The sequence below is a fragment of the Pseudonocardia sp. DSM 110487 genome (genome assembly GCF_019468565.1).
Taxonomy (GTDB): domain Bacteria; phylum Actinomycetota; class Actinomycetes; order Mycobacteriales; family Pseudonocardiaceae; genus Pseudonocardia.
The window spans coordinates 8,428,592-8,453,478 of record NZ_CP080521.1 but is presented as its reverse complement, the minus strand read 5'-3'; the positions used below and the strand labels follow the sequence as shown (position 1 = coordinate 8,453,478).

The following is a 24,887-nucleotide window of genomic DNA, read 5'->3' as shown; positions in this document are numbered from 1 at the left end:
TGCCGATCCAACCACGTGCGTCTGCGGCGCGCCGTCGAGATCGGGCTGGGCGTGGAATGCCGGGTACCCCGGTCGGGTTGGTGCCGGGAAAGAGCGAGCACCAGACCCGAGGAGCAGCCGTGACGAGCGCCGCGCCGACCGAAACCGCACGTGTCGACCTCTGGTTCGACCCGCTGTGCCCGTGGGCGTGGATCACGTCGCGCTGGATCCTCGAGGTGAGCGAGGTCCGCGACATCGAGATCAACTGGCACGTGATGAGCCTCGCGGTGCTCAACGAGGGGCGTGACCTGCCCGACCAGTACCGCGAGCTGATGGACCGCGCGTGGGGCCCGGTCCGGGTTGCGATCGCCGCCGCCCAGGAGCGCGGCGACGAGATCCTCGAGCCGCTCTACACCGCACTCGGCACCCGCATCCACAACCAGGGCAACAAGGACTTCGACGTCGTGATCAAGGAGGCGCTCGCCGAGCTGGGCCTGCCCGCCTCCCTCGCCGACGCCGCGACGAGCACCGAGTACGACGAGGCGCTCAAGGCGAGCCACCACCGCGGCATGGACCCGGTCGGCCTCGACGTGGGCACCCCGACGATCCACGTCGACGGCGTCGCCTTCTTCGGCCCGGTCCTCTCCCGCATCCCCCGCGGCGAGGACGCGGGCCGCGTCTTCGACGGGGCCCGCCTGCTGGCGACGTACCCCCACTTCTTTGAGCTGAAGCGCACGCGCGTGGAGGACCCCGCGTTCGACTAGCCGGACAGCAGGAGTTCGTGATGTACGGCACGCTGGATCCGGCCGGGGTCCGGCGTGTGTGGGTGCCTCACCGGCGATCATGGGCGTTCCGCGGAACGTTCCCGGTGCTCTGTGGTGCCGTCCGGGTGCCGGCGGACGGTCCGACCAGACCGAGCTGATGGAACCCGGCCGCGGACAGCGGCCGCTCCGGGTGCGGCCGGCATGATCCGGACTGTCGGTTGCCCATGGCTGCTCCCACGACCATGTACACCCGAAACAGCGGATCATTCCCGCGAAGATCCCGAATATCGGTTGTTCATGGTAGTCGCCGCAGCCATGGACACCCGGTATTGCAGATCAACCCTCGGCTCGGTCTATGTTGATCAGTATTGAGGTCTTCACTCCGACGCGACGACAGGACTCGGTGAGGAGGTTCGCCGTCCAGGCGATGGAGTCGGCGGACCAGTCCGGTGCGACAGTGTCGAAGGTGACGGGGTGGCGGCTGTCGCCCAGCCAGAAGCCGTCCGTCACCTCTGGAAGAAGTCGCACGTGTGTGGTGCCTGCGGCTGGTGCGATCGCGAAGGGCTCTCGCGCGATCCGGGACGCGAGCTCGGCTACGTTGACCGCCACCTGCGGCAGGACGGGGTCCTCGCCGGAATCGAGCGTGACGCGCATGCTCACGCGGGCCGCGGGGTCGCACGCGTTGAACCAGTTGGGAACCGATGAGATCGCTGCCGGTGTGCCGCCCATCTGCACCGGCACGAGGAACTGCGCCGCCCGCACCGTGATCTCGCCAATCCTGCCCAGTACATCGCACCCGCATGCCAGCAGGGAGTAGAAGGGGAAGCTCGCCCCGTCGACCGTGCGCTCGTCGAGTCCTACCTGAAACCATGCGATACGGGGGTTACTCGCGGAAAGGTCGAAGGACGCGTCGTTCATGCCCCACAGACCACTACCATCCTGCCGCGACCAGCCCATGAGCTCGGCACGGCTGGCGAAGAAGCTGTATGCGTCCTCCGTCAGAGCATCGGAGGTGATCCACCGGTGCGATCGAAGTTCGCCGAAGATAGCCACGAACATGCTGGGGCTGAGCACCTTCATGGGTGCAGATCATACTCGGCATGGGATGGCGCGCTCCGGGGTTATCGTTTGATTCGGCGAGTCGGCGTAGCCGATGATGTCGACATCGATCACGCTCCGCCATATGGTCCTGGCGGAGTTCTTGCACTGCACTCGGGCATTCGCTCTGTTTGCGGAACCGCCGCCTGGCTTGACCCGCTCTGATCCCGGTTCGCCTGCGTCGATCCACGTCGCATCGTTCTCATCCTGCAGCTTCATCTGTAGTTGAACGGTTACGACCGCGTGCGTTGGTGGCTCCCCGACGTTTGCATCGACGGTCCACCACCCGTGTGCGGACGCAGACCTGGGCGCCGTGCTCGAGATGTGGACGTGGTCGCCGTGGCCCGTGAAGAGCCCGGCGTCCTGTGCCGGCGCCAGCGCTGCTTTCCCGGCGGCGTCAGCGTGGGCTTGGCCGGCTCCGGCGACCGTCAGTATGAATACCGTGACCACGAGCAGCGGCAGAGCTGGGCGATGCCACATGGAGACGTGCGTGGAGCGGCGTGCTTTGGAAGAGACTGGCTCATCGATGCGGACCGGTCGACGAGGGTGCATACAGATCGGGTCCTCCCCCTGGCGATCTTCCAGCGGGATGGTGCCCAGTCGTACGGGCCGCGTGCCGGTTCGCGCGAGAGTGTTCGCGAGTGTGAACGTTCCAAGGGCCACGCGGGGCCATGGAGTCGGCAAAGCCACTCTCACGACGCCAGGCGTCATGAAAGTGGCTTTGCCGACATCCCTAGATCAGTAGCGGGAGATCAGTGCGTCTCGGAGGACACCCGTCTCCAGTTCCATCTCGCGCACCCGGTGCTTCACCAGGTCGCCGATGCTGACCATGCCCACGAGGCGGCCGTTCTCCACGACGGGGAGGTGCCGGTAGCGGCCCGACGTCATCCGGGCCATCGCGTGGGCGACCGTCTCGTCCGGGCTCGCCGTCTGGACGTAGCGGGTCATCACCTCGCTCACGGGCATCGTGAGCAGCGTGGTGCCGTGCTTGCGCAGCGCGCGGACGATGTCCCGCTCGGACACGATGCCCTTCATGGTGCTGTGCTCGTCGCACACGAGCACGGCCCCGATCTCCAGCCTGCCGAGGCGCTCGACGACTTCTGACACCGTGAGCCATGGCAGCACGGAATGAACGGTGGATCCCTTGGTGTCGAGGATGTCGGCGATCTTCATCTTCTCCCCTTCGCTGCCGGCTGTGGTGAGTTCGCGCGGCGCCCGCCTGCGCAGCGCGGTGTGACCATGGTGCCCCCGCCGGGCGGCTCCCGCTCCCACGCGAGAGCGTCGTCACCGGAAAGACGCACGGTCTGTCACCGATGCCTGATCTCGTGCGCTGAGCGGTCGGTGCGATAAGGATTCGCAGCTCAGGAGGCAATTGCATAGAGCGCGTCACGGAGTTCGCGACCTTCGTCGCCGCCCCGCCACACGACGCGAAGGGCGAGCTCGACGGGCGGGCCGTGCAGCGGCAGCGACACGAGGGTGCCGTCGGACAGCTCGCCGGCCACCGCGAAATCCGGCAGCAGCGCGATGCCGAGGCCCTGCCCGGCCCATGCCTTCACGGTGGAGACGCCGGCGAGCTCGGTGCGCCTGCCGCCCGCACCGAGCAGCCGATCGGTGGCCATGCGGAAGGAGCAGCCGGCGGGCGTCACGAGGACGAGCTCGTCGGTCAGGTCGGCGGGTGCGAGCGGCCCGGCGCTCGCGAGCCGGTGCCGCGGCCCAGCGGCGAGGTGGAGCCGGACGGTACCGATGTCGACGAACTGGAGCGCGCCGCTCTCGCCGTCGAATCCGAGGCCTCCGAGCGAGGCGCCGGTGTCCAGCAGGAGCGCGGCGTCCAGTTCACCTTCGCGGACGGCTCGTAGGAGCGCCCCGCGCATCATCGACCGCACGTCGAGGCGGAGGTCGGGGCGCCGGTCGGCCAGCCGGCCGATCACGGCGGGGAGCCGGGTGGCGATCAGCGTCTCGAGGGTGCCGACCCGGATGGTCGCCGGAGCGTCGGTGACGAGGCGGCGCACTGCCTCGGCGTGGTCGAGCAGCTGCCGCGCCGCCGGCACGAGCCGCCTGCCCTGTTCGGTGAGCGCCATCCCGTCGCGCCTGCGCTCGAAGAGCGCGACGCCGAGCGCGCCTTCGAGCGCCCGGACCTGCTCGGACACCGTGGCGCGCGACAGCTCGGCGCGCTCGGCGCCTGCCGCCACCGTGCCCGCCTCCGCGACGGCCAGGAAGACGCGCAGGTGCCGGAGGTCCACGTGGTCAGCGTAGGTCGCCGGCGTTCGGGAAGCCCGAACGCTCCGTCCGGTCCGGCCTGTTGGTGGAGAGAGGAGCGCTGCGCAGAGTCGGCGGCGTGACGACCGCTCCGAACACCGGCGCAACCACTTCGCGCCTGCTGGGGATCTCCCTCGCGTACTTCCTCGTGCTCCTCGACACGACGGTCCTGACCGTCGCCCTCCCCGACCTGCGGGCCTCTACGGGCGGGACGCTCGCCGAGCAGCAGTGGGTGGTCGACGCCTACACCGTCACGTTCGCCGCGTTCCTCCTCGGCGGCGGCGCGGCAGCGGACCGCCTCGGTGCGGCGCGTGTCTTCCGCTGGGGCGTCGCCGCTTTCGGCCTGTTGTCGCTGGCTTCCGCGGCCGCACCCACGGCGAGTGTCCTGGTCGGGCTGCGGGCGCTGCTCGGGGTGGCCGCGGCGGCGTGCTTGCCGAGCTCGCTGGCGCTGATCACGCAGCTGTACCCCGACCCGGCGCGCCGGGCGAGGGCGCTCGGCACGTGGGCGGCCACGACGGGCGTCGCGTTGGTCGCGGGCCCGCTCGCAGGCGGGCTCCTCGTGGACGTGGGCGGCTGGCGGGCCGTCTTCCTCGTGAACGTCCCGCTCGCCGCGCTGAGCCTCGCCATGACCACGCGGGAGGGCCGCATCGGGCCGGTGCCAGGCCGGGTGGACTGGCGACCGCAGCTCGCCGCGTGCCTCGTCCTCGCATCCGTGACGGAGGGAGTCGTCGCCGCGCAGCCCCTCGCCGTTGTGCCAGCGGTGATCGGCGCGTTGCTGTTCGTCCGCTGGGAGCGGCGCAGCGAGGTGCCCACGGTCCCGCCCGAGCTCCTGCGCGCGCCCCAGGTGGTGTCCGGCCTGGTGGCCGGCGCGGCAATCAACTTCGTACTCGCGGGCGTGTTGTTCACCACCACGCTGCTCCTTCAGGACGAGCACCACCTCACGCCGATGCTGGCCGGCCTCGCGTTCCTGCCCCTCACGCTCCCGACCGCCGCGGGGCCGGTGTTCACGGCGCGCATCGTCGCCGCCCGCGGGCCTCGGCTGCCCGTCCTCGTCGGATTGGTGCTGCTCACCGCGGGCGCAGGGCTGCTCGCGGCCTGGCCCGCCGCGCTGTACCCGCTGCTCGCGGCTGGCCTGCTCCTGATCGGCACCGGGGTGTCGCTGACACTGCCCGCGCTGGTCACCGTCGTGGTCGCGGCCGCGCCGCATGGCACCGCCGGCACGGCGAGCGGCCTGCTGAACGCGGTTCGCCAGACCGGGGCAACCGTCGGCGTGGCGGTGATGGGCGCGCTCACTGGCGGCCCAGCGTTCCTCTCTGCGGTTCTCGTCTCTGGCGCCGCCGTACTCCTGTGGGTACTGTCCTGGCGTCGCGGCTGAGCCTTCCGGGGTACGTGCCCTCACCCGATCGGGTGCGGGCCCCGCGCTAAGCATGCTCTCAGCGCGCCTGGCTACCCTTGCGGGCGATGAGCCCCGCATCCGATCACACACCCGTCCGCGTCGGTAACCGTTACCGGCTCGACGAGCGAATCGGTGCCGGCGCGATGGGTGCGGTATGGCGAGCCACCGACGAGCTGTTGAACCGCACGGTCGCTGTCAAGGAGCTTCTCATCGCGGCCGCACCGCCCACAGCCGCGGGCAGCGACGCGCTCGAGGAGTCGCGCCAGCGCCTCCTGCGCGAGGGCCGGATCGGCGCCCGGCTGCAGCACGCGCACGTCATCAGCATGTTCGATGTCGTCGTGCACGAGGACCGGCCGTGGCTGGTGATGGAGTACCTCCCGTCGCGGTCGCTGGCCCAGGTGCTCGGCGAGAAGGGCCCGTTGCCGCCGCAGGAAGCCGCGGACATCGGCCGTCAGGTCGCCGACGGGCTGGCCGCCGCGCACCTCGCGGGCGTCACCCACCGGGACGTCAAGCCGGGCAACGTGCTGATCGCCGACGACGGGCGGGTCAAGCTCACCGACTTCGGGGTCTCCCGTGCCGTCGACGACGTGCAGCTCACCCGCACGGGCCTGATCGCAGGCACGCCCGCGTTCCTGTCCCCTGAGGTGGCACGCGGGCTCAACCCCACGGCGGCGTCCGACGTGTTCGCGCTCGGCGCCACGCTCTACGCCGCGGTCGAGGGAGTCCCGCCATTCGGGCTCGACGACAACGCCTACGCCCTGCTGCACAAGGTCGCCACCGAGCAGCCGCGGCCTCCGAAGCAGGAGGGGCCCGTCGTCGACGTGATCATGCGGCTGCTGAGCCGGGAGCCGGAGGACCGGCCGTCGGCGGCCCAGGCCCGCGAGGCGCTCACGGCCCTGAGCAGCGGGGGCGACGCCGGGTTCGCCCCCCTCGCGACGGCGCCGGTGAGCACCGCCGTGACGGCGCCCGCGAAGTCCCCGCCGCCCACCCTTTCGGACGTGCCACGCCCCGCGCCGGGCCGCCCGGCGCCGCGGCGCAATCGGCGGACGCCGCTGCTCCTCGGGGTGCTCGCCGTGGTGGCCCTCGGCGCAGGCGTTGTCGCTGCGATCTTGACCAGCGGCGCGGGCACCGAGCCCGGCGGCAGCCCGGCGGCCCAGCCGGCCCCCACCAGCGCTCCCGCCGCCCCGCCCACCTCGTCCCCGGCTACCACCGCACCTGCCCCGACAGCGCTACCCACCATCGCGCCCACATCGGCCCCCGCCGCCCCATCCGACGCCGTCGCATTCGTCCAGAACTACTACGGCCTCCTGCCCGGCGACACCGACTCCGCGTGGCAGCTGCTGGGCCCTGAGGCGCAGGGCCAGTCCCAAGGCCGGGACGGCTACGAGAGCTTCTGGGCGCAGTTCCGGTCGGTGAACCTGCAGAACATCCGCCAGACCGGGGACGACACCGTCGAGGCCACGGTCGTGTTCACCCGCCAGGACGGCAGCACGTCCAACGAGCCGTACCGGTTCGTCCTGGGCACCGGGTCCGCCGGCCAGACGATCATGGAGTCGTTCAGCCGGCTGTAGCCCGCAATGCGTCGAGCCGTGGCGCTCGGGAGGCCGGTGAGTCGAGGCTTCCCCCGCGCACGTCGCCGAGCTGCTCGCGGGCGAACTCCTCGGTGCGCGCGACGGCCGCGCGCAGGGCGTCGTCCTCCGGCACGAACAGCTGCCGGACGATCTCGCGCGCGTCCGGGTCGTACTCCCACAGCCCGACGATCCGCCCGCGGTCCACGATCAGCTGGCACGGCGGGTCGGTGAGGTCGCCCAGCGTGCGTCCCCGCGTGGACGCCGGCTCCGGCCGCGCAGTGTCCACCGGATCGAGCAGCCGGTGCATGTCGCGGTGCAGGAGGTGGATGCCGTCGATCCAGCCGACCAGCGCGTACGACGGCTCGTCCGGTGGCTCGAAGGCTGCCAGCTCGTGGACCGTCTCGGGCAGCGCGAGCAGGTCGCCGACCGGCACCAGGCCCAGTGGTGCGACAACCGCCTTCGCGGCCGCGGCACCGAACCCGGAGAACCAGCGGAAGTGGGTGAGTGACGCCGGGCCGGCCCAGTGGAAGTAGCGGGCGGCCAGCACGGTGCGTGCGGCCTCACCATCCGGCGCGTCGAGCAGCGGCGACGGGACCCACGGCACGTATCCGAACCGCTGCTCGTCGAGCCGCCCGTTCACCGGGACCCGGCGGATCCGGCCGCGGCCCTGCAGCAGGCCGAGTGCGAGCGGGAGCGTGGACGTGGTGCCGCGCTTCTTTCCTGCCTCGCCCAGGCCCCGGACGGCCGGGCCGAGCTCGCGCCGCAGCGCGGCCGGGTCGAGCGGCCTGCCGGCGCCGTCCAGCACGCGCAGCACCGCGTCGCACAGTTCCTCGACCTCGGACCGGGTGACGTCGAGGTGCTTCACCGCCGCGGTGAGCTCGGCCTCGGGCGCGCCCGCGCCGCAGGCCAGCCCGACCGGGAAGTCGGATGCGGGGAGCACGTAGGTGCACCCGCGCGCTGACGGCAGCTCGCAGATCTCCTGGGCGGCGACGGCCTTGTCGACCTCACCGCGTCCGATGCCTGCCCGCGCGAACAGCGTCAGGTACGGCGCGGAGCCGCCGACGGACCGGGCCCACCCCGTGCGGGCCAGCACGTCGGCGGGGGACCGCCCGGCCAGGTGCCCGTCGAGGCCCTGCCGGTGGTGCCACCACGCCCGCAGTGCCGCGGTGGTGATCACGCCGTCTGCTCGGACAGCCCCAGCAGGTGCGCGGTCACCCAGCGCACCACCTCGCGGACGAACACCACCCGGTTGTCGGTGCCGCGCACCTCGTGGCCCTCGTCCTCGAAGAGCAGGAAACCGGGGCTCGCGCCGCGCTCGCGCAGTGCGTCCACCACCTGCTGGGCCTCCTCGAGCGGCACGTTCGTGTCGTGCGCGCCGTGCACCACGAGCAGCGGCGCCGTGATCCGGTCGACGCGGTGCAGGGGGGAGAGCTCCTGCAGCAGGGCGGCGTCGGCGTGCGGGTCGCCGTACTTCGTGGCCGCCGAGGCGGCGATCCACGGCTCGGTGTGTGCGTAGAACGTGGCGAAGTCGGCGATGCCGCACACGTCGACGCCGGCGGAGAACAGGTCGGGGAACCAGGCCAGCGCCGCCAGGGCGAGGTAGCCGCCGTACGAGCGGCCGGAGACGCCGACGCGCGTCGGGTCGGCGAGACCGGCGGAGACAAGGAAGTCGACGGCCACGCGCACATCGGTGATCGCGGCGAAGCGGCGCTCGCCGTCGTCGGCCGTGGTGAACGTGCGCCCGTAGCCGCCGGATCCGCGCACGTTCGGCGCGAAAACGGCGATGCCCTCCGCGACCAGCGCCTGGAACAGCGGCTGGAACGTCGGCCGCTCCTGCGCCTCGGGGCCACCGTGCAGCCAGATCAGCGTGGGCTGCGGGCCGAGCGCTCCGCTCGGCCGGAACAGCCAGCCCGACAGGCGCAGGCCGTCCTCGGCCCGGAACTCGTGCAGCGTGGGCTCCACCAGCGCTCTGCCGAAATTCTCCGGGCGGAACTGCTTGGCGGGGCGCAGCAGCGGGGTGGCGACCCCGTGCACGTCGAGCCCGATCCGCGAGAGCCGCGGTGACACCGCTGGGCCCTCGTTCGCGACGAGCAGCGCGGTGCCGTCGAGGGTGAACGCCGCGCCCGTGACGACGTCGCCGGGCACCGGGACGACCGGCTCGAGCATCCCGGAGCGCAGGTCGAGCAGCTCGATCTCGCTGCGCCCGTCGACGTTCCACGCGAGCGCGGCGCGTACGCCTGCGGGGTCGAGGGACACCATGTCGAGGTCGTCGTCGGGGCGCTCGGCGATCGGGTAGACCGTGGAGACACCGCTGGTGCCGCGCAGCGTGACGGCGAGCAGCGCAGGGCGCTCGCGCCCCGCGTCGGTGTGCACGTAGAGCTGGCGGCCGGTGACGCCGAACCGTGCGTCCGCCACGTTGGCCCCGCCGGGCAGGAGCTCGGTGCGCCGGCCGGTGCGCAGGTCCACCAGCTCGAGCCGGCGGGCCCCGCGGGGCCCCAGCCGCACGACCGCCCGCCTGCCGTCGCCGCTCACCGCGCAGATGCGAGCGGCCGGGCCGGACGCGAGGACGGTGGACGTGCCGTCGCGCAGGTCGACGAGGCAGGCCTGCCCGTCGCCGGAGCCCTCGGTGAAGATCGTGATGCCGAGCTGGCGACCGGTGTGCGACCACACCCCGAGCGTGGCGGCCGCCGCACCGGGCGCGAGGTCACGCACCTGGCTGCCGTCCGGCGAGATCACCTGCACGCGGGTGCGCTCGCCGCCGTGCGGGGCGATCTGGCAGGCGATCCAGAGTCCGTCGGGCGACCAGCACATGGTCTCGACATCGCCGTCGGCCGGCAGCGGCCGGTCCGGCTCCACGACCGGCTTGCCTGCGGGTGGGAGTGGCGCCACCCACGCGCGCGGCCTGCCGTCCCGATCGGAGATCCAGGCGAGCAGGGTGCCGTCCGGCGACGGGGCCGGATGGGAGTAACGCGCGGGGAAGAGCCCATGCGCATCCGTGCCGCCGCCGAGACGTGCGAGCCGTCGCTCGGTGAACCCCGCGTGCTCCATCCTCATAGCCCCCTTTCCTGCAGCCACATCTCCAACAGCGCCACCTGCCACAACGCGTTGGAGCCCAGGTTCGTTCTCTTCGTGTTCGGGTCGGCCAGCATGGCGTCCAGCCAGTCCCGGCGGACCAGCCCCCGTGCCTTCGCGACCGGATCCGTGACGGCGTCGCGCACCCGGTCCAGGAACGGCCCTTCGAGGTGCCTGATCGCCGGAACCGGAAAGTACCCCTTCGGCCGGTCGATCACGGCGTCCGGGACCACCCCGCGCGCCGCGTCCTTCAGCACACCCTTGCCGCCGTGGGCGAGCTTCAGCCCCGGCGGGCAGGCCGCCACCAGCTCCACCAGTTCGTGGTCGAGGAACGGGACCCGCGCTTCAAGGCCCCACGCCATGGTCATGTTGTCGACCCGCTTCACCGGGTCGTCCACCAGCATGACGGTCGAGTCGAGGCGCAGGGCGGCGTCCAGCGTCTCGTCGGCGCCCGGTGCGGCGAAGTGCTCTGCGACGAACGCGCGGCTCGGGTCGTGGTCGAGCAGCCACTCCGGTTCGAGGATCTCGGATAGCTCGGAGTGCGGGCGGTCGGTGAACACCTTCGCGTACGCCGCCGGCCCGTGTTCCCGCGGCACGCTCGCGAGCGGCGGGTACCAGTCGTAGCCCGCGAGCACCTCGTCGGCGCCCTGGCCGGACTGCACCACGGTGACCGACTTCGACACGTCCTCGGCGAGCAGGTGGAACGCCACGCAGTCGTGGCTGACCATCGGCTCGGCCATCGCCCCGATCGCAGCGTCGACGGCGGGCAGCATCCGGCCGGGGTCGATCAGGATCTTGTGGTGGTCGGTGGCGAACTCGCGCGCGATCAGGTCCGAGTACTCGAACTCGTCGCCCACCTCGCCCGCCGTCGCGTGGAAGCCGACGCTGAACGTCGCGAGCCCGGTCTGGCCCTCCCCGGCCAGCAGCGCGACCACGAGGGAGGAGTCGAGCCCTCCGGACAGGAGTACGCCGACCGGGACGTCCGCGACCATCCGCCGCCGCACCGCGACCCGGAGCGCCTCCAGCACCGCGTCGCTCCAGTCGCGGGCGCTCATGCCGGCGTGCTCGGGCTTCCGGGTGTGCTCGGGCCGCCAGTACACGCGGTCGTCGGACGTGCCGTCCGGCCGGATCGTGCGGACCGTGGCCGGGGGCAACTTCCGGACGCCTGCGAGGATCGTGCGCGGCGCGGGGACCACCGAGTGGAACGTCATGTAGTGGTGCAGCGCGACCGGGTCGATCGAGGTGTCGACGTCTCCGCCCGCGAGCAGTGCGGGCAGCGACGAGGCGAAGCGCAGCCGGCCCGGTGCCTCGGAGACGTAGAGCGGTTTGATGCCCAGCCGGTCGCGGCCGAGCGTCAGCACGCCGGTGTCGCGCTCGACGATCCCGAACGCGAACATCCCGAGGAATCGTTCGACGCAGGCCGCGCCCCACCGGTGGAACGCCTTGAGCAGCACCTCCGTGTCGGACGTCGAGAAGAACCGGTACCCAGCGGCCTCCAGCTCGGCGCGCAGCTCGCGGTAGTTGTAGATCAGACCGTTGAACACGGCGGCGAGCCCGAGCTCGGGGTCGACCATCGGCTGCGCACCGCGCTCGGACAGGTCCAGGATCTTCAGTCGCCGGTGCCCGAGCGCGACGGCGCCCGTCGAGTACACCCCCGACCCGTCCGGGCCGCGGCGGTGCATCTCGGCCGTCATCCGCGCGACCGCCGGGACGTCCGGCGCGGTGCCGTCGAACCGGATCTCGCCCGCGATACCGCACATGGCAGCCTCCGCTCTTCGACGTCGAGTGGACGACGCGACCGGGCGCCCGCGCAAGTCCGTGGCGTGTTTCCAGTTCGTGTCGGACACTTCTGGGGTGATCGACACATGACGGCGGCCGGCGTGGTGTTCACCCCGAAGTCCCCGCCCGAGCGGTTGCGGGAAGTGGCGCGGGCCGCTGAGGCCGCGGGCTTCGCCCAGCTGTGGCTGTGGGAGGACTGCTTCTACGAGGGCGGGCTCACCTCCGCCACCGCGGCGCTCGCGTGGACGGAACGGATAGAGGTCGGGGTCGGGCTGCTGCCGGTGCCGCTGCGCAACCCGGCGCTCGCCGCGATGGAGATCGCCACGGTCGCCCGGATGTTCCCGGGGCGGTTCCGGCCCGCGCTCGGACACGGCAACCTGGAGTGGATGGAGCAGGCCGGCGCGCGGGTTTCGTCGCCGATGACGTTGCTGCGGGAGTACACCACCGCGGTGCGGGATCTCCTGCACGGCCGCACCGTCGACGTGGAGGGGCGCTACGTGCGCCTGAGCGACGTCACCCTCGACTGGCCACCCGCCTCGCCGCCGCCGGTGATCGTCGGCGGGCGCGGGCCGAAGACGGTGCGGCTGGCGGGCGAGATCGGCGACGGAGTTCTGCTCGACGCCGGGTTCGCGCTCGACAAGGTCCGCGACGTGTTCGCCACCGCGGCGGAAGGGCGCACGGCTGCCGGCCGCGGTGATCCGTTCGACAACGTCGTCTTCGTCGAGCTCGACCCGACGTCCGCGGATCTGGCCGCGCAGATGGACGAGTCGATCGCAACGCTGTCCGGGATCGGCGCCGACACCGTCGTGTTCCACGGCGCCGAGCCCTCCTTCGATCCCGAGCCGCTGATCGCGGCCTGGGAGACGCGAGGCACGTGATCGTGTCGGCCTCCCGTGGTGGGATCGCCACATGACGGATCCGACGATCGGCGTGACCTTCCGCCCGCAGTGCTCGCCCGAACAGCTGCGCGACGTGGCGCGGGCGGCCGAGGCGGCGGGTATCGCGCAGCTGTGGCTGTGGGAGGACTGCTTCTTCGAGGGTGGCCTCAGCACGGCAACGGCCGCGCTGGCCTGGACGGAGCGGCTGCACGTCGGCGTCGGGCTGTTGCCGGTGCCGCTGCGCAATCCGGCGCTCGCCGCGATGGAGATCGCCACCGTGGCCCGGATGTTCCCCGGCCGGTTCCGGCCAGGGCTCGGCCACGGGGTCCTGGAGTGGATGGAGCAGGTCGGGGCAAGGGTTTCGTCGCCGATGACGTTGCTGCGGGAGTACACCACCGCGGTGCGGGATCTCCTGCACGGTCGCACCGTCGACATGGAGGGGCGCTACGTGCGCCTGAGCGACGTCACCCTCGATTGGCCACCCGCGTCCCCGCCACCGCTGCTCGTCGGCGGGCGCGGGCCCAAGACCGTCGGCCTGGCAGGCGAGGTGGCCGACGGTGTCATCCTCGACTCGGTGCTCAGCCTCGACCAGGTCCGGGAGGGCGTGGCGAACGCCGCCGCCGGCAGCAAGGCGGCCGGTCGATCCGGCGAGCCGTTCGACACGGTGGTCTTCGTTGAGGTCGACGCGGGAGCTCCGGACCTCGTGGCCCGGATCGACGAGTCGGTCACCACGTTGGCCGAGATCGGGGCCAGCACGGTGGTGTTCCAGCCCGTGGGGGAGGCTCCGGACCCGCTGCCACTGATCGCGGCCGTGGCGAAGCGGGGCTGAGGGGGCCGGCCCGCTAGAGCACCCGCAGTCACCGCAGCACCCACGTGTCCTTCGCCCCACCTCCGCGTGAGGAATTGACGATCATGCTCCCGGCCGGCGCCACCCGGCTCAGAGCGGCCGGGGCGACGTCCACGGCGGTGCGGTCGCCCACCCGCGACTGGAGCACGAAGGCGCGCAGGTCCACGGCCCGCGGTTCGAGGTGGTCACCGGCGAAGGTGGGATGGGTGGACAGGTGCACGAGATCCTGCGCCACCCAGCCCGCCGGATCGGTGCGCACCGTCTCCGCCAGCTCGGCGAGCTCGGCCCGGTCGGCGTGCGGGCCGATCACGATGCCCTGCCCGCCGTAGCCATCCACGGGCTTGAGCACCAGCTCGTGGAGGCGGTCGAGCACCTCCTCTCGCCGCTCCGGGTCGACACACGGGTAGGTCGGCACGTTGTCGAGCAGCGCGTCCTCGCCCAGGTAGTACCGGATCATCTGCGGTACGTAGGCGTAGACGAGCTTGTCGTCGGCCACCCCGTTGCCCAGCGCGTTGAGCACGGCGACGGTGCCGCGGGACACCGCGTTCGACAGCGCCCTGCCGATCGGGCGCATGTCGGCGCCGGTCGCGGCCATCAGCTCTTTCTCGTCGAGGCGGCGGTAGAGCGCCGACAGCCTGCGGCGGGCCCCGGTGCTGACGAGGTACACGCCGTCCTCCGTGACCTGCAGGTCACGCGGGGTCACCAGCGGCACGCCCATCCGGTCGGCGAGGAGGCGGTGCTCGAAGTACGCGGAGTCGGACGGGCCCGCGGACAGCAGCGCGACCTCGTCGTGCCCAGGGGCGTCGGGCTCGGTGGCCGAGAGCAGGGCAGAGCGCAGCATGCCGGGCACCGCCTCGAGCCCGACGACGCCCGCGGGCGGCTCCAGGTCGGGCATCGCGCTGCGGATCAGCCGCCTGCTGATCAGCGCGTAGCCGATGCCGGACGGCACGCGCAGGTTGTCCTCGAGCACGAACCAGTGGTCGGCGCGGTCGCGGACGAGGTCGATGCCGGCCACCGCGATGCGCACGGCGTCGGCGGGCACGAGCTTGCCCAGCCGGCTCCAGCCCGGTGCGGCGTCCACCACCTGCGCCGGCATGGCGCCGTCGGCGACGATCGTGCGCTCGCCGTACACGTCGCGCACGAACGCCTCGAGGGCCCGCACGCGCTGCGCCAGCCCGGCCGTGAGGACCTCCCAGTCCTCGGCCGTGATGATGCGGGGGACGAGGTCGAGCGGGAAGAGCCGGTCGGTGTCGCCGTTGCCCACCCGGAACGTGACGCCGCGGGCCTGCTGCTCGGTGCGCAGCGCCGACTCAGCCGCCCGCATGCCGCGCGGGCCCAGCCGGTCGAGCGTGCGGAACATCCACCCGTAGTGCGGCAGCACGGTGCCGCCTGCGCTCACCGCCTCGTCGTACGCCGGATCGATCGACACAGCCCGCTCGTCGTCAGCCGTGTGGTAGCCGACGAGCAGCCCGGGTGTGCTCGGCACGGTGGCGGGCGGCTCGGTGCGCAGCGTGCGGCCCTGGGTGTGGGCGATCAGCACGTCCACGACGTCGGTGAGCTCGCCACGGCGGCCGAACACGCGCCGCTGGCGGGCCGCCGCGCTCCCGCGGGAGAGCGTGGCCTCCGAGAGCTCGAGCACCTGCTCCCAGTCGCCGAGCTCCTCCAGCTGGGGGCGGAGCTGGTCGACGAGCTGGCCGATCAGCAGCGGCGGCGCGACGAGGGCGGGCCCGACGAGGTCGACCAGGTCGCCCTCCAGCCCGGAGCGCGCCGCCCGCCATGACGCGGCACGCAGCAGCTCGTGCCGCACGTCGGGCAGCGGCAGGCCATCCGTCGTGTCCGCCCTGGCCTTGCCGACCAACGCGCGGAAGAGCCCCGCGATCAGGACGACGTCCTCGACGTCCGGGCAGGCGTCGCACACCCGGAGCTCGACGGTGGGCAGGTGGGCGCTGGGCCGGATGTCGAAGTAGACCATCCCGGGGTCGCTGATCGTGCCCGACGCGATGAGGTCGGCGACCAGTGCGTCGTAGTCGGCCGCCGTCTCGACGTGGGCGGGCGGGCCTGCGGTGGGCCAGCGCGACCACACCATCGACCGGAAGCTCGCGTAGCCCGAGTCGCGGCCGTTCCAGTACGGCGAGCTCGCCGAGATCGCCAACAGGATCGGCAGGTACGGCGCGACCCGGCGCACGACCTGCACCGCGAGGTCGCGGTCGGGCACGTCCACGTGCACCTGCGCGCCGCAGATGTGCTGCTCGCGCACCAGCATCTGGTACTCGTGCTGCATCTTCTCGAAGCGGGCCCCCGCCGAGATGGCGTCGCCGCCCATCTCGGCGAGCGGCACGGTGCCGGCCGCGACGACGCCCAGCCCGAGCGGTTCGGCGACGGCCTCGAGGCGGCCCCGCAGCCGTCTGATGTGCCCGCGCAGCTCGTCGAGCGTGCCGCACACCGGCGTGTTCGTCTCCACCAGCGACCGCTGCAGCTCGGGTGCGAACTCCGTGCCGTCGAGCTGGGCGAGCAGGGCGTCGACCTCCGGCGCGGCGCGTCGCGTCTCCAGGTCGACGACGTGGAACTCCTCCTCGGCGCCGATCAGCGGCACGTCACTCATGGCGGTGACGCTGCCACATCGATGTGACGAGAGTGCTACACCACTTAGGTGTAGGCCGCGTCGAAGAACGCCAGCTCGAGGTCGACGGCGCGGACGAACAGCTCCCGAACCCGGTCGCTGTGGTCGGGCCCGAGCGCGGCGCACACGCGGTCGAACTCCGCCCGCAGGAACTCCACCCACGCGGCGAACGCCCGCCCGCTGTGCAGGGCGATCCACTCCGCCTGTATCGGCTCCTCCGGCGGCGTTTCCTCGGGGCGCGTGGCCCACTCCAGGTACAGCCACTCGGCGACCAGTAGCACCGCGAGGCACGACGGGTAGTCGGCGCTGCGGCGCGCGTCGTCCATCAGCTCGACGAAGCCCTGGGTCGGCTCGAGCAGGTCGGGGGCGGTGCGGTCGGCCAGCGGGACGTCGAGGGTGTCCAGCGCGCGGGCGAAGAAGTCGTTCTCGGGGCCGGCGACGATCCCGAGCTGGCGGGCGTGCACCACCCGGGCGTCGGCGCGGTCGGCGGACGCGACGGCCGCGCCCATCAGGGCCAGGAAGACGTCGACGAATTGGTGGTCCTGCACGAGGTATGTCGTGAGCACGTCGGAGTCGAGCCCGCCGCGCCAGATCTCGTCGACGAACCGGTGCCCGACCGCGGCGTCCCACGTGGGGGCGGTCAGCTCCCGCAGCTGTGCTGAGAACGTCACGCGGGCGACCCTAGTGATGGGGCCCGGCCGACGTGCCGTACCCGGCATGATCACAGGTTCGGCGCGTTCCCGGGCGGATCTCGCCCGCGAACGCGCCGGTACTTCGATCATGGCGGCGGTTTTGGCGAAACGGCCTCGGAGAGTGCCCGGCTCGCGCCATCCTGCCCGTCATGGCCGCGCAGCCCGACCTCCTCGCCTTGATCGCCCGCCAGGACGGGCTGATCACCACCATCCAGGCCGTCCAGCACGGCCTCGACGAGAGCGTGCTGCGGCGGCGGGCCCGCGACCAAGGTTGGCGTCGCGCTGCTCCACGTGTGTATCTCGCCGCTGGGCACCGGCTCACCGTCCGGGCGCGGATCCGCGCGGCCGGTCTCTGGGGACGGGACCACGCGACCGTCGGCGGGCCGGCTGCGGCGTGGTGGCACGGGATGCTGGCCACTGCACCGACCGAAATCCCGGTGACCGTGCCGCGCCGCCTGGGACTGCGTGGCTATCCGGGCGTGCGGATCCGTCGTCGCGACCTCTCCCACCTGGACCGGGAACGCATCGACGGCATCTGGTGCGCGGCGGCGCCGCTCGCCGCGCTGGAGACCGCGATCGCACTGCCCGACGGTTCGGCGTTCCTCGACCGCGCTCCGCAGAAGCACGTCACCTTCGACGACCTGTACCAGGCGTACTGCCGGAACGTCGGTGCTCACGGCGCCACCCGCATCGGTGCACTTGTTGCCGCGGCGGCCGACCGTGCCGAGTCGGCGGCCGAACGGCGGATGATCGCGATCCTCCGCGGAGCCGGTCTCGCCGGCTGGGAGCGCGCCGTGCCGTTCGAGCGGTGGACCATCGATTTCGCTTTTCCCGATGCCAGGCTGGCCATCGAGGTCGACGGGTGGGCTTACCACTCGGACGTGGATCGGTTCCGCGCCGACCGCAGCAAGGGCAACGCCCTCGTCCGCGCAGGCTGGAGACTCTTGCGCTTCACCTGGCACGACCTCGTCAGCCGGCCGGAGTACGTCGTAGCGGAGATCCGAGCATCGCTGCTGGCCGCCAATTCCAGCGCATGATCGAAGAACCGGCGTATTCGCGGGCGAAATCCACCCGGGAACGCGCCCAATCTCTGATCATGGGCACGACGGCCATGGCACGCCAGGGTAGGGAGAGCGGTGGGCGGCCTCTGCGGCCGACAGCCGACCCTCCGCCACCGCGGCGTGCAGCGCCGCCACCTCGGCAAGCTCCGCCCGCTGCCCGGCCACGAAGGCGGGGTTGACCGGGTCGCCGTGGCCGGGCACGACCGTGCGGGGCTCCAGCGCGAGGAGCGCGTCCAGGGTGGCCGGCCACTCCGGCACGACCGCGTCCTCCAGGTCCGGTGGGGCGCCCTGCTCGACGAGGTCGCCCGCGAACACGACGCCGGCGTCGGACACCGCGACGACCAGGTCGTGGTCGGTGTGGCCGCGGCCGAGGTGCAGCAGGTCGGCCGAGCGGCCGCCGAGGTCGAGCGTGGCGGGAGCGTCGGCGTCGGGAAGCGGGGGTTCGGTGGCGGCGAGCGCGTCCGCGGTGTCGGTGTCGCGGTCGCGGTAGTAGGCGGACCACCGATCCCGCTGGGCCGCGGCGGTCGCGGCGAGCACCGCGCGGCAGCGGGGCAGTGCGTACACCGGTGCCGGGGCGAAGGCGGCGGTGCCGAAGCAGTGGTCGAAGTGCGCGTGGGTGATCGCGACGGCCAGCGGGAGCCTCGTCACGGTCCGTACCGCGGCGGCGAGTTCCGCGCCCTGGCGGGCGTCGCCGCGGGTGTCGACGACGAGCGCGCGCTCCGCGCCGAGCACCAGGCCGACCGTGAGGTCGAGCTCCCCGTACCGGCGGGCGAGAACGCCGTCGCCGACCTCGACCCACCGCCCGTCCGTCACGCCGCCTGCAGGAAGCCGTCGCGCAGGCGCGGCACGGCCGTGCTCGTGTCGAGGGCGGCGGCGAGCTCCACGTCGGCCGCGAAGCCGTCGGCACGCAGCTCGCGCCCGGACGACGTGGCCGCGAGCACCTCGCCCAGCCCTCGATCGCGGGCGGCGGCGAACTGGGCGGCGGCCAGCTCGGCCTCCGGGGAGCGGCCCGGCAGCGCGGCCGCGATGGCGCCTGCGCCGAGCGCGTCCTCGACGGCGACGCGCATGGTGTCGTCGGGCCAACGCTCGCCTGCCGGGACGATCCCGACCGGCCCCCCGGCGGCCTGCGCGGCGGCCGCCACGGCGGACGCGTTGCGCAGGCAGCCCGCGAGCAGCACGGCCCCGGTGGCGGCGACCGCGGCGCAGAGGGTGGCGCCGTTGGGGGAGGGCAGCGCGAGGCGGGTGCCGGCGGGCAGCCCGGTGAGCGATGCGGGGGAGAGCGACGGGCCCGGTCCGCGCCGTGGACCGGCGCGGACGACGTCCGGCGGAACGGCCTTGTCGCGTTCCGCGGAACGCAGCGGGAGGACCGCGGCCCCGCGGCCGACGGCCACGTCGACGGCGGTGGAGAACGACAGGACGTCGATCACGACCACGACGGCGCACTCGGCAGCAAGCAGCGCGGCGCCCTCCCGGCCCCATTCCAGCCGGACCCCGTAGTCGAGCTGCCGGTGTTCCGGGCGGGGAATGTCGACAGGCACGCCCAGAAAACTACGTGAGTGGATACGCGAGCTATAGCGCGCATATCCACTCACGACATCAATGCCCGGTAGCGGGTACTGACGGTAGCCGCCCGACGCCAGTAGCGTGACGGCCGTGAAGGTCCGCATCGGCATCGGGTCGATTCCACTCGCCGCCGGCCCGGGCCCCGGCCCTGAGCTGGCCGATCTCGTCGACGAGCTGGAGGCGCGGCGGATCGACTCGCTGTGGCTCGCCGACCAGGCATCCGCCCCCCTGATCGACCCGCTCGTCGGGATGGGCTTCGCGGTGTCCCGCACCCGCCACCTCAAGGTCGGCAGCGGCGTAGTCGTGCTGCCGGGGCGGAACCCGGCGCTGGTCGCCGCACAGCTCGCGTCACTGGCCGCGCTCGCGCCCAAGCGCATCCTGCCCGCGTTCGGGGTGCGGCCTGCGATCGCGGCGGAGCGGCAGCTCTTCCCGGCTCCGAACGGCGACCGGGCCGCCCTGTTCGACGAGTCCCTCACGGTGGTGCGCAGGCTGCTCGCGGAGCCGCGCGTTACCCATCACGGCCGGTTCTTCCACCTCGACGACGTGTCCGTCGCGCCGCTCCCGCCCCGGTCTCCGGACATCTGGCTGGGCGGCCGAGCCCCGGCCGGGCTGCGGCGGGTCGGGCGGCTCGCCGACGGCTGGCTGGGCAGCCTCGTCACCCCGGACGAGGCCGCGGACGCCCGCGCGCAGATCGAACGCGCCGCCGCGGAGGCGGGCCGGGAGATCGAGGACGACCACTACGGCACCAACATCGCGGTGGCCCCGCCCGACGCATCCGAAGCCGACGTGGCCGCGGCGCGCGAGCGCGTCACCCGGCGTCGCCCCGACCTCGACCCGGCATGCCTCGTGCCGCACGGATGGGGCGAGGCGCGCGAGCTCGTCCGGCGGTACGTCGACGCGGGCCTCACGAAGTTCGTGGTCCGCCCGGCCGCGCCGGTGCCTGCGTGGGCAGGGTTCCTCGACCAGCTCGCCTCCGAGCTGCGACCGTTGGAGGACGAGCTGAGCGACGAGTGAATACCAAGGTCGACCAGTCCGCGACCTCCGGCTGGTGACCACGGCCGATCATGCCGGGTTTCCTGAACGGGTGCCGGAAACCCGTCTGCGCCCGACCGGCCTGGCCGAGCGCGTGCTCGCGCCCGACCTCGCCCGTGGCGTGATGCTGTTGTTCATCGCCGTCGCCAACTCGCACTACTTCGTGCGGGGGGAGCGCTACCTCGTCGGCTTCCCGCTGGACGGCTCGGCGCTCGACGCCGCGATCGCGGGCGCCATCACCACGCTCGTGGACGGGCGGGCGTTCCCGCTGTTCAGCGTGCTCTTCGGGTACGGGGTCGTGCAGCTGGCGCGTCGCCAGCAGGACGCCGGCACGGCCTGGCGGGCGGTCAGCCGCCTCGTGCGGCGCCGGAGCCTCTGGATGATCGCGATCGGGTTCCTGCACTGCGTGCTGCTCTACGTCGGCGACATCGTGGCGGCGTACGGGCTCCTCGCCCTCCTCCTCGTCGGCGCCGTGCGCTGGAAGGAATGGGTGCTGCTGACACTCGCCGGGCTGATCTTCGTGCTGCTGTCACTTCAGGGCAACGCCGATGTGTCGCTGCGGGAAGCGCCGGATCCGACGTTGCTGCCGCCGGACCCGCTGACCGCGATCGTCGAGCGGGCGGCGGCGTGGCCCGCGCTCGTGCCGATGGTGGCGGTGGGGCTCCTCATGCCGTTCCTGCTCGGCATCGTCGCGGCGCGCAGGCGGCTGCTGGAGGAGCCGGCCCGGCACCGCGTGCTGCTCGGTGTCGCGGCGTTCGTCGGGATCGGCGCGGCGGTCGCGGGCGGGCTGCCGCTGGGCCTCACGGTCGCAGGCGTGCTCCCGGCCGGTGCGGACCTCGGCCTGCTGGTGACCGTGCACGACGCCACCGGCTACCTGGGCGGACCCGGATACGCCGCGGCGCTCGCCCTCGTGGCCGCGCGGATCGGCGAGCGCCGCGGTCCGATCACGCGCGCCGTCACGGCGGTGGGCCAGCGCTCCCTGACCTGCTACCTGTCGCAATCGGTGGTCTGGACGCTCGTGTTCGCGCCCTACGCCCTCGACCTGAGCGACGACCTGGGTGTGGCGGGCACGGCCGCGCTCGCGGTCGCAACCTGGCTCGCAACGGTGGGCATGGCGGAACTGATGCGCCGAAAGGGTTGGCGTGGCCCGGCGGAGGTGTTGCTCCGCCGCCTGACCTACGGAACGGGTCAGCGGATCCTGCGGCCCATCTCCGTGCAGCCGTAGCCGCCCAGGGCCTCCACCTCCCCCTGGAAGGCCGGGCGGGCCAGCAGGTCCCACAGCGGAGCGAGCAGCGGGTCGTCCACCGTCTCCGCGCGCAGGACCAGGTCGTACGGCTCGCGGGCCACCGGCACGAAGTCGAGGCCGAAGGCCTTCGCCGCGGCGAGGATGCCCAGCCCCGCATCCGCACGGCCTGCGGCGACGGCCGCGGCCACGGCGAGGTGGGTGTGTTCCTCCCGGGCGTAGCCGTCCACGTCGGCGGGATCGATGCCGCTCCTCGACAGCTCGTGGTCGAGCAGCACTCGGGTGCCGGCGCCGCGCTGCCGGTTCACGTAGCGGACCCGGGTGAGGCCCTCGATCCCGGTGAGGCCGAGCGGGTTGCCGGGGGCCACGATCAGGCCCTGGTCGCGGTGCACGAGCCGCACCACGGCGACCTCCTCGCCGCCGAGGACCTTCTCGACGTACGGCAGCGTGTACTCGCCGGTGGCCGGGTCGAGCAGGTGCGAACCGGCGAGGTGGCACAGGCCGTCGCGGAGCGCGACGAGCCCGCCGAGGGATCCGACGTTCGAGCCGGCGAGGGTGATCAGCGGGTCGTCGGCCCGCAGCGCGGACGCGGCCACGTCGAGCACGAGGTCGTGCGATCCGATCGCGACGATCGTGCGCCCGATCTCGCCCAGCCCGCGCAGGAGTTCGACCCGCACCCGCTCCCCGGCGTGGTGGCCCTCCAGCCCGGCCGGCACGACCAGCAGCCCGTCGGCGCGCACGAGTGAGGTGAGTACGCCGGCCCCGCGGGGCAACGGCGTCGCGACGATCTCGCCGCCGACCCGCCCGAGCCGCACCCGCACCCAGTCGTCCATCCCGATGTTGGAGGCGAGCTTGCGGGCCAGCCGGGCCGTGGTGACCGGCCGCTCGCGGGGCGCGGCGCCCTCGAGGCCCGCGAGCAGCGGCGCGGCGAAGATCTCGAAGGTCAGCGCGGCCGACACCGGGTAGCCGGGGGCGCCGAGCACCGGCGTGGCGTCCACCGCGCCGAGGACGACCGGGTGGCCGGGCCGCACCGCGACGCCGTGCACGGCGAGCGTGCCGGCACCGGCGACGACCCGCGCGGTGTAGTCGTCGCGCCCCGCGCTCGAGCCCGCGATGAGCACCACCAGGTCGGCCTCTGCGGCGGCCTTGCGCGTCGCCTCGGTGATCCGCGCCGGGTCGTCGGCGACGATCGGTGTGACGCGTGCCGTGCAGCCCAGCTCACGGGCCTGCGCCGCGAGCATGAGCGAGTTGGTGTCGAGGATCTCGCCCGGCCCCGGTTCGGTGCCGATCGGGCGGATCTCGTCGCCGGTCGGGACGATCACGACCACGGGGGCGCGCCGGACGGACAACTCCACCACGCCCGCGGCGGCCGCCGCCGCGACGTCGACCGGGCGCAGCCGGTGACCTGCGGGAAGCAGCAGCTCGGACGCGGACACGTCCTCGCCGATCGAGCGCACGTGCTGGTAGGGCGGCACGGCGGCGCGCACTTCCGCGGCGTCACCCACCCGGTGGACGTGCTCCCGCATGACCACGGCGTCGTAGCCGCCGGGGAGCGGGTCGCCGGTGTCCACCACGGCGAAGTCGGTGAGCAGCACGGGCGCGGTCTCGGTGGCCCCGACGGTGTCGGCGGCCCGCACGGCGATCCCGTCCATGCCCGCGCTGTCGAACGCGGGGGAGGAGCGGCGAGCCCACACCGGCTCGGCCGTCACCCGCCCGACCGCATCGCCCACCGGCACCCGCACGGCGTCCACCCGCTGCGGGCAACCGGCGCCCGCGCACGCGTCCCGCCACGCGTCGAGCGCCTGGTGGGCGGGGACGTCGGACACGAAGGGCGAGTCGGCGACCACCTCGGAACGGTACGACGTCGCGAGCGGGGGTGGTGCACCCCCGCTCCACCTGGTCGGGACAGCCCCCCGTAGATCCGGGGGCCACCCTCATCGGGCGACGTGCTGCCCCCATCGTTCCGCGCCGCTTCCGGACGCATTCTTGTCCCAGTCGCGCACCGACCGATCGAGGTCATCCAGGTCGGTTCAGCAAATGAGGGGGCCATCATGCCGATCATCTCCGCTCCGCAGGAGTTCAACCAGGACGATCTTTACGTCGACCTGCGGTCGATCTTCGGCCACGCGCTGTTCCTGAAGTGCGAGGGCTTCAATTTCGCCGGTTCCGTCAAACTGAAGGCCGCGAACGAGATGGTCGAGGCTGCGGAGCGCAGCGGCGTCCTGCGCCCGGGGTCCGTCCTGGTCGAGTCCTCGTCCGGGAACCTGGGAGTGGCGCTGAGCATCATCGCCGCGAGCAAGGGCTACGGGTTCCGGTGCGTCACCGACTCCCGCTGCAACCTCGCGACCCGGTTGCTGATGGAGGCGTTGGGCAGTGAGGTGCACGTCGTCACCGAGCCGGACCCGGAGACCGGATACCTCGGCGCGCGGCTGAACTACGTGCGCAACCTCTGCGCGTCCGACAAGCGTTACGTGTGGCTCAACCAGTACACGAATGCCAATGCGTGGAAGGCGCACTACCGGACGACCGGCCCCGCCATTGCGCGTCAATTCCCCGGCCTGGACGTGCTGTTCGTCGGCGCCGGCACCACCGGGACGCTGATGGGCTGCGCGCGCTACTTCAAGGAGCACCACCCATCGGTGCGGATCGTCGCCGTCGACCCCGTCGGATCGGTCAGCTTCGGCACGCCCGCGGCCCGCCGGATGCTTCCGGGGCTCGGGATGAACGTCCGCCCCCCGCTGCTCGACGAGGGCTACGTGGACGAGGTCCTCCACGTCGAGGAGGGCGACGCGATCCGCACCTGCCACCAGCTGGCCCGACGCGGGTTCCTGTTCGGCGGCTCGACCGGCACGGTGGTCAGCGGCGCCATGGACTGGCTGGCCCGCCACGACGCGCGCGACCTCACGGCAGTGGCCATCGCCCCGGATCTCGGCGAGCGCTACCTCGACACGATCTACCAGAGCAACTGGGTGCAGGACCTGTACGGCGACGACGTGCTCGACGCCCGGTCCACCGTCGCCCGGGCAGCCTGAAGGG

At 72.9% G+C, this 24,887-nt stretch carries 21 protein-coding genes; 9 read left to right on the top strand and 12 right to left on the bottom strand.

The window, feature by feature from the left end; all coding sequences use genetic code 11:
• The first annotated feature begins 119 nt into the window (after window positions 1-119).
• Entirely contained in the window at window positions 120-743 is a 624-nt protein-coding gene (locus tag K1T35_RS39570) for a DsbA family protein (RefSeq protein ID WP_255621223.1), read from the top strand.
• Window positions 744-1,079: 336 nt separating this feature from the next.
• Here K1T35_RS39570 and K1T35_RS39565 read toward each other — a convergent pair whose 3' ends face one another.
• From K1T35_RS39565 to K1T35_RS39550, 4 genes are all read right to left on the bottom strand, one after another.
• Window positions 1,080-1,823 carry a hypothetical protein gene (locus K1T35_RS39565; RefSeq protein ID WP_220256810.1) on the bottom strand — a complete coding sequence of 248 codons (744 nt, stop codon included), beginning with the start codon at window positions 1,821-1,823 and terminating at the stop codon, window positions 1,080-1,082.
• Between the two features lie 9 nt (window positions 1,824-1,832).
• Window positions 1,833-2,291, bottom strand: coding sequence for a hypothetical protein (locus tag K1T35_RS39560; protein ID WP_220256809.1), 459 nt, complete (start codon window positions 2,289-2,291; stop codon window positions 1,833-1,835).
• 288 nt (window positions 2,292-2,579) lie between these two features.
• Window positions 2,580-3,014 (bottom strand): CBS domain-containing protein, encoded by a 435-nt coding sequence (locus tag K1T35_RS39555; protein WP_220256808.1) that lies wholly within the window; start codon window positions 3,012-3,014, stop codon window positions 2,580-2,582.
• Window positions 3,015-3,202: 188 nt separating this feature from the next.
• Window positions 3,203-4,081, bottom strand: coding sequence for a LysR family transcriptional regulator (locus K1T35_RS39550; RefSeq protein ID WP_220256807.1), 879 nt, complete (start codon window positions 4,079-4,081; stop codon window positions 3,203-3,205).
• Window positions 4,082-4,176: 95 nt separating this feature from the next.
• On the opposite strand from K1T35_RS39550, the gene K1T35_RS39545 reads away from it, so the two are divergent.
• A complete protein-coding gene (locus tag K1T35_RS39545; RefSeq protein WP_220256806.1) occupies window positions 4,177-5,472 on the top strand; it encodes an MFS transporter in 1,296 nt (431 codons plus the stop codon).
• Window positions 5,473-5,558: 86 nt separating this feature from the next.
• Window positions 5,559-7,064 (top strand): serine/threonine-protein kinase, encoded by a 1,506-nt coding sequence (locus tag K1T35_RS39540; RefSeq protein ID WP_220256805.1) that lies wholly within the window; start codon window positions 5,559-5,561, stop codon window positions 7,062-7,064.
• Here the strand turns inward: K1T35_RS39540 and K1T35_RS39535 are convergent.
• The 3 genes from K1T35_RS39535 to K1T35_RS39525 are packed head-to-tail and all read right to left on the bottom strand — an operon-like array spanning window position 7,051 to window position 11,896.
• Complete coding sequence (locus K1T35_RS39535) at window positions 7,051-8,241, bottom strand: DNA glycosylase AlkZ-like family protein (protein WP_255621222.1); 1,191 nt, start codon at window positions 8,239-8,241, stop codon at window positions 7,051-7,053. The genes K1T35_RS39540 and K1T35_RS39535 overlap by 14 nt on opposite strands.
• Window positions 8,238-10,118, bottom strand: coding sequence for a prolyl oligopeptidase family serine peptidase (locus K1T35_RS39530; protein WP_220256804.1), 1,881 nt, complete (start codon window positions 10,116-10,118; stop codon window positions 8,238-8,240). The genes K1T35_RS39535 and K1T35_RS39530 overlap by 4 nt, the downstream gene beginning before the upstream one ends.
• Window positions 10,115-11,896 (bottom strand): N-acetylglutaminylglutamine amidotransferase, encoded by a 1,782-nt coding sequence (locus K1T35_RS39525; protein ID WP_220256803.1) that lies wholly within the window; start codon window positions 11,894-11,896, stop codon window positions 10,115-10,117. The genes K1T35_RS39530 and K1T35_RS39525 overlap by 4 nt, the downstream gene beginning before the upstream one ends.
• A 105-nt stretch (window positions 11,897-12,001) precedes the next feature.
• On the opposite strand from K1T35_RS39525, the gene K1T35_RS39520 reads away from it, so the two are divergent.
• Both K1T35_RS39520 and K1T35_RS39515 read left to right on the top strand, forming a co-directional pair.
• Window positions 12,002-12,793, top strand: coding sequence for an LLM class flavin-dependent oxidoreductase (locus K1T35_RS39520; RefSeq protein WP_220256802.1), 792 nt, complete (start codon window positions 12,002-12,004; stop codon window positions 12,791-12,793).
• A gap of 31 nt (window positions 12,794-12,824) precedes the next feature.
• On the top strand, window positions 12,825-13,622 hold the full coding sequence (locus tag K1T35_RS39515) for an LLM class flavin-dependent oxidoreductase (RefSeq protein WP_220256801.1): 798 nt from the start codon (window positions 12,825-12,827) through the stop codon (window positions 13,620-13,622).
• Window positions 13,623-13,650: 28 nt separating this feature from the next.
• Here K1T35_RS39515 and K1T35_RS39510 read toward each other — a convergent pair whose 3' ends face one another.
• Window positions 13,651-16,242, bottom strand: a complete 2,592-nt coding sequence (locus K1T35_RS39510; RefSeq protein WP_220256800.1) for a carboxylate--amine ligase/circularly permuted type 2 ATP-grasp protein — start codon at window positions 16,240-16,242, stop codon at window positions 13,651-13,653.
• A gap of 44 nt (window positions 16,243-16,286) precedes the next feature.
• The gene (locus K1T35_RS39505; protein ID WP_220256799.1) at window positions 16,287-16,931 is read right to left on the bottom strand and encodes a TenA family protein; all 645 of its coding nucleotides are present in this window, start codon (window positions 16,929-16,931) and stop codon (window positions 16,287-16,289) included.
• A 170-nt stretch (window positions 16,932-17,101) separates the two neighbouring features.
• Between K1T35_RS39505 and K1T35_RS39500 the strand changes: the two genes are divergently transcribed.
• Entirely contained in the window at window positions 17,102-17,989 is an 888-nt protein-coding gene (locus tag K1T35_RS39500; protein ID WP_220256798.1) for an endonuclease domain-containing protein, read from the top strand.
• A 57-nt stretch (window positions 17,990-18,046) separates the two neighbouring features.
• On the opposite strand, the gene K1T35_RS39495 is transcribed toward K1T35_RS39500, so the two are convergent.
• Both K1T35_RS39495 and K1T35_RS39490 read right to left on the bottom strand, forming a co-directional pair.
• A complete protein-coding gene (locus K1T35_RS39495; RefSeq protein ID WP_220256797.1) occupies window positions 18,047-18,826 on the bottom strand; it encodes an MBL fold metallo-hydrolase in 780 nt (259 codons plus the stop codon).
• Complete coding sequence (locus K1T35_RS39490) at window positions 18,823-19,551, bottom strand: 2-phosphosulfolactate phosphatase (RefSeq protein ID WP_255621221.1); 729 nt, start codon at window positions 19,549-19,551, stop codon at window positions 18,823-18,825. The genes K1T35_RS39495 and K1T35_RS39490 overlap by 4 nt, the downstream gene beginning before the upstream one ends.
• Before the next feature lie 115 nt (window positions 19,552-19,666).
• Between K1T35_RS39490 and K1T35_RS39485 the strand changes: the two genes are divergently transcribed.
• A complete protein-coding gene (locus tag K1T35_RS39485) occupies window positions 19,667-20,590 on the top strand; it encodes a TIGR03854 family LLM class F420-dependent oxidoreductase (RefSeq protein WP_220256796.1) in 924 nt (307 codons plus the stop codon).
• A gap of 70 nt (window positions 20,591-20,660) precedes the next feature.
• The gene (locus K1T35_RS39480; protein ID WP_255621220.1) at window positions 20,661-21,833 is read left to right on the top strand and encodes a DUF418 domain-containing protein; all 1,173 of its coding nucleotides are present in this window, start codon (window positions 20,661-20,663) and stop codon (window positions 21,831-21,833) included.
• On the opposite strand, the gene K1T35_RS39475 is transcribed toward K1T35_RS39480, so the two are convergent.
• The gene (locus K1T35_RS39475; protein WP_220256795.1) at window positions 21,797-23,698 is read right to left on the bottom strand and encodes a molybdopterin biosynthesis protein; all 1,902 of its coding nucleotides are present in this window, start codon (window positions 23,696-23,698) and stop codon (window positions 21,797-21,799) included. The two genes, K1T35_RS39480 and K1T35_RS39475, sit on opposite strands and share 37 nt — an antisense overlap.
• 204 nt (window positions 23,699-23,902) lie before the next feature.
• On the opposite strand from K1T35_RS39475, the gene sbnA reads away from it, so the two are divergent.
• Window positions 23,903-24,883 (top strand): 2,3-diaminopropionate biosynthesis protein SbnA, encoded by a 981-nt coding sequence (gene sbnA / locus K1T35_RS39470; RefSeq protein WP_220256794.1) that lies wholly within the window; start codon window positions 23,903-23,905, stop codon window positions 24,881-24,883.
• Window positions 24,884-24,887 lie beyond the last annotated feature (4 nt).

Bases quoted from the DNA above. Each gene is read 5' to 3' on its own strand.
- K1T35_RS39540 (WP_220256805.1), top strand. From the start codon at position 5,559: ATGAGCCCCGCATCCGATCACACACCCGTCCGCGTCGGTAACCGTTAC.
- K1T35_RS39500 (WP_220256798.1), top strand. From the start codon at position 17,102: ATGGCCGCGCAGCCCGACCTCCTCGCCTTGATCGCCCGCCAGGACGGG.
- K1T35_RS39510 (WP_220256800.1), bottom strand. From the start codon at position 16,242: ATGAGTGACGTGCCGCTGATCGGCGCCGAGGAGGAGTTCCACGTCGTC.
- sbnA (WP_220256794.1), top strand. From the start codon at position 23,903: ATGCCGATCATCTCCGCTCCGCAGGAGTTCAACCAGGACGATCTTTAC.
- K1T35_RS39555 (WP_220256808.1), bottom strand. From the start codon at position 3,014: ATGAAGATCGCCGACATCCTCGACACCAAGGGATCCACCGTTCATTCC.
- K1T35_RS39565 (WP_220256810.1), bottom strand. From the start codon at position 1,823: ATGAAGGTGCTCAGCCCCAGCATGTTCGTGGCTATCTTCGGCGAACTT.
- K1T35_RS39530 (WP_220256804.1), bottom strand. From the start codon at position 10,118: ATGAGGATGGAGCACGCGGGGTTCACCGAGCGACGGCTCGCACGTCTC.
- K1T35_RS39520 (WP_220256802.1), top strand. From the start codon at position 12,002: ATGACGGCGGCCGGCGTGGTGTTCACCCCGAAGTCCCCGCCCGAGCGG.
- K1T35_RS39525 (WP_220256803.1), bottom strand. From the start codon at position 11,896: ATGTGCGGTATCGCGGGCGAGATCCGGTTCGACGGCACCGCGCCGGAC.
- K1T35_RS39515 (WP_220256801.1), top strand. From the start codon at position 12,825: ATGACGGATCCGACGATCGGCGTGACCTTCCGCCCGCAGTGCTCGCCC.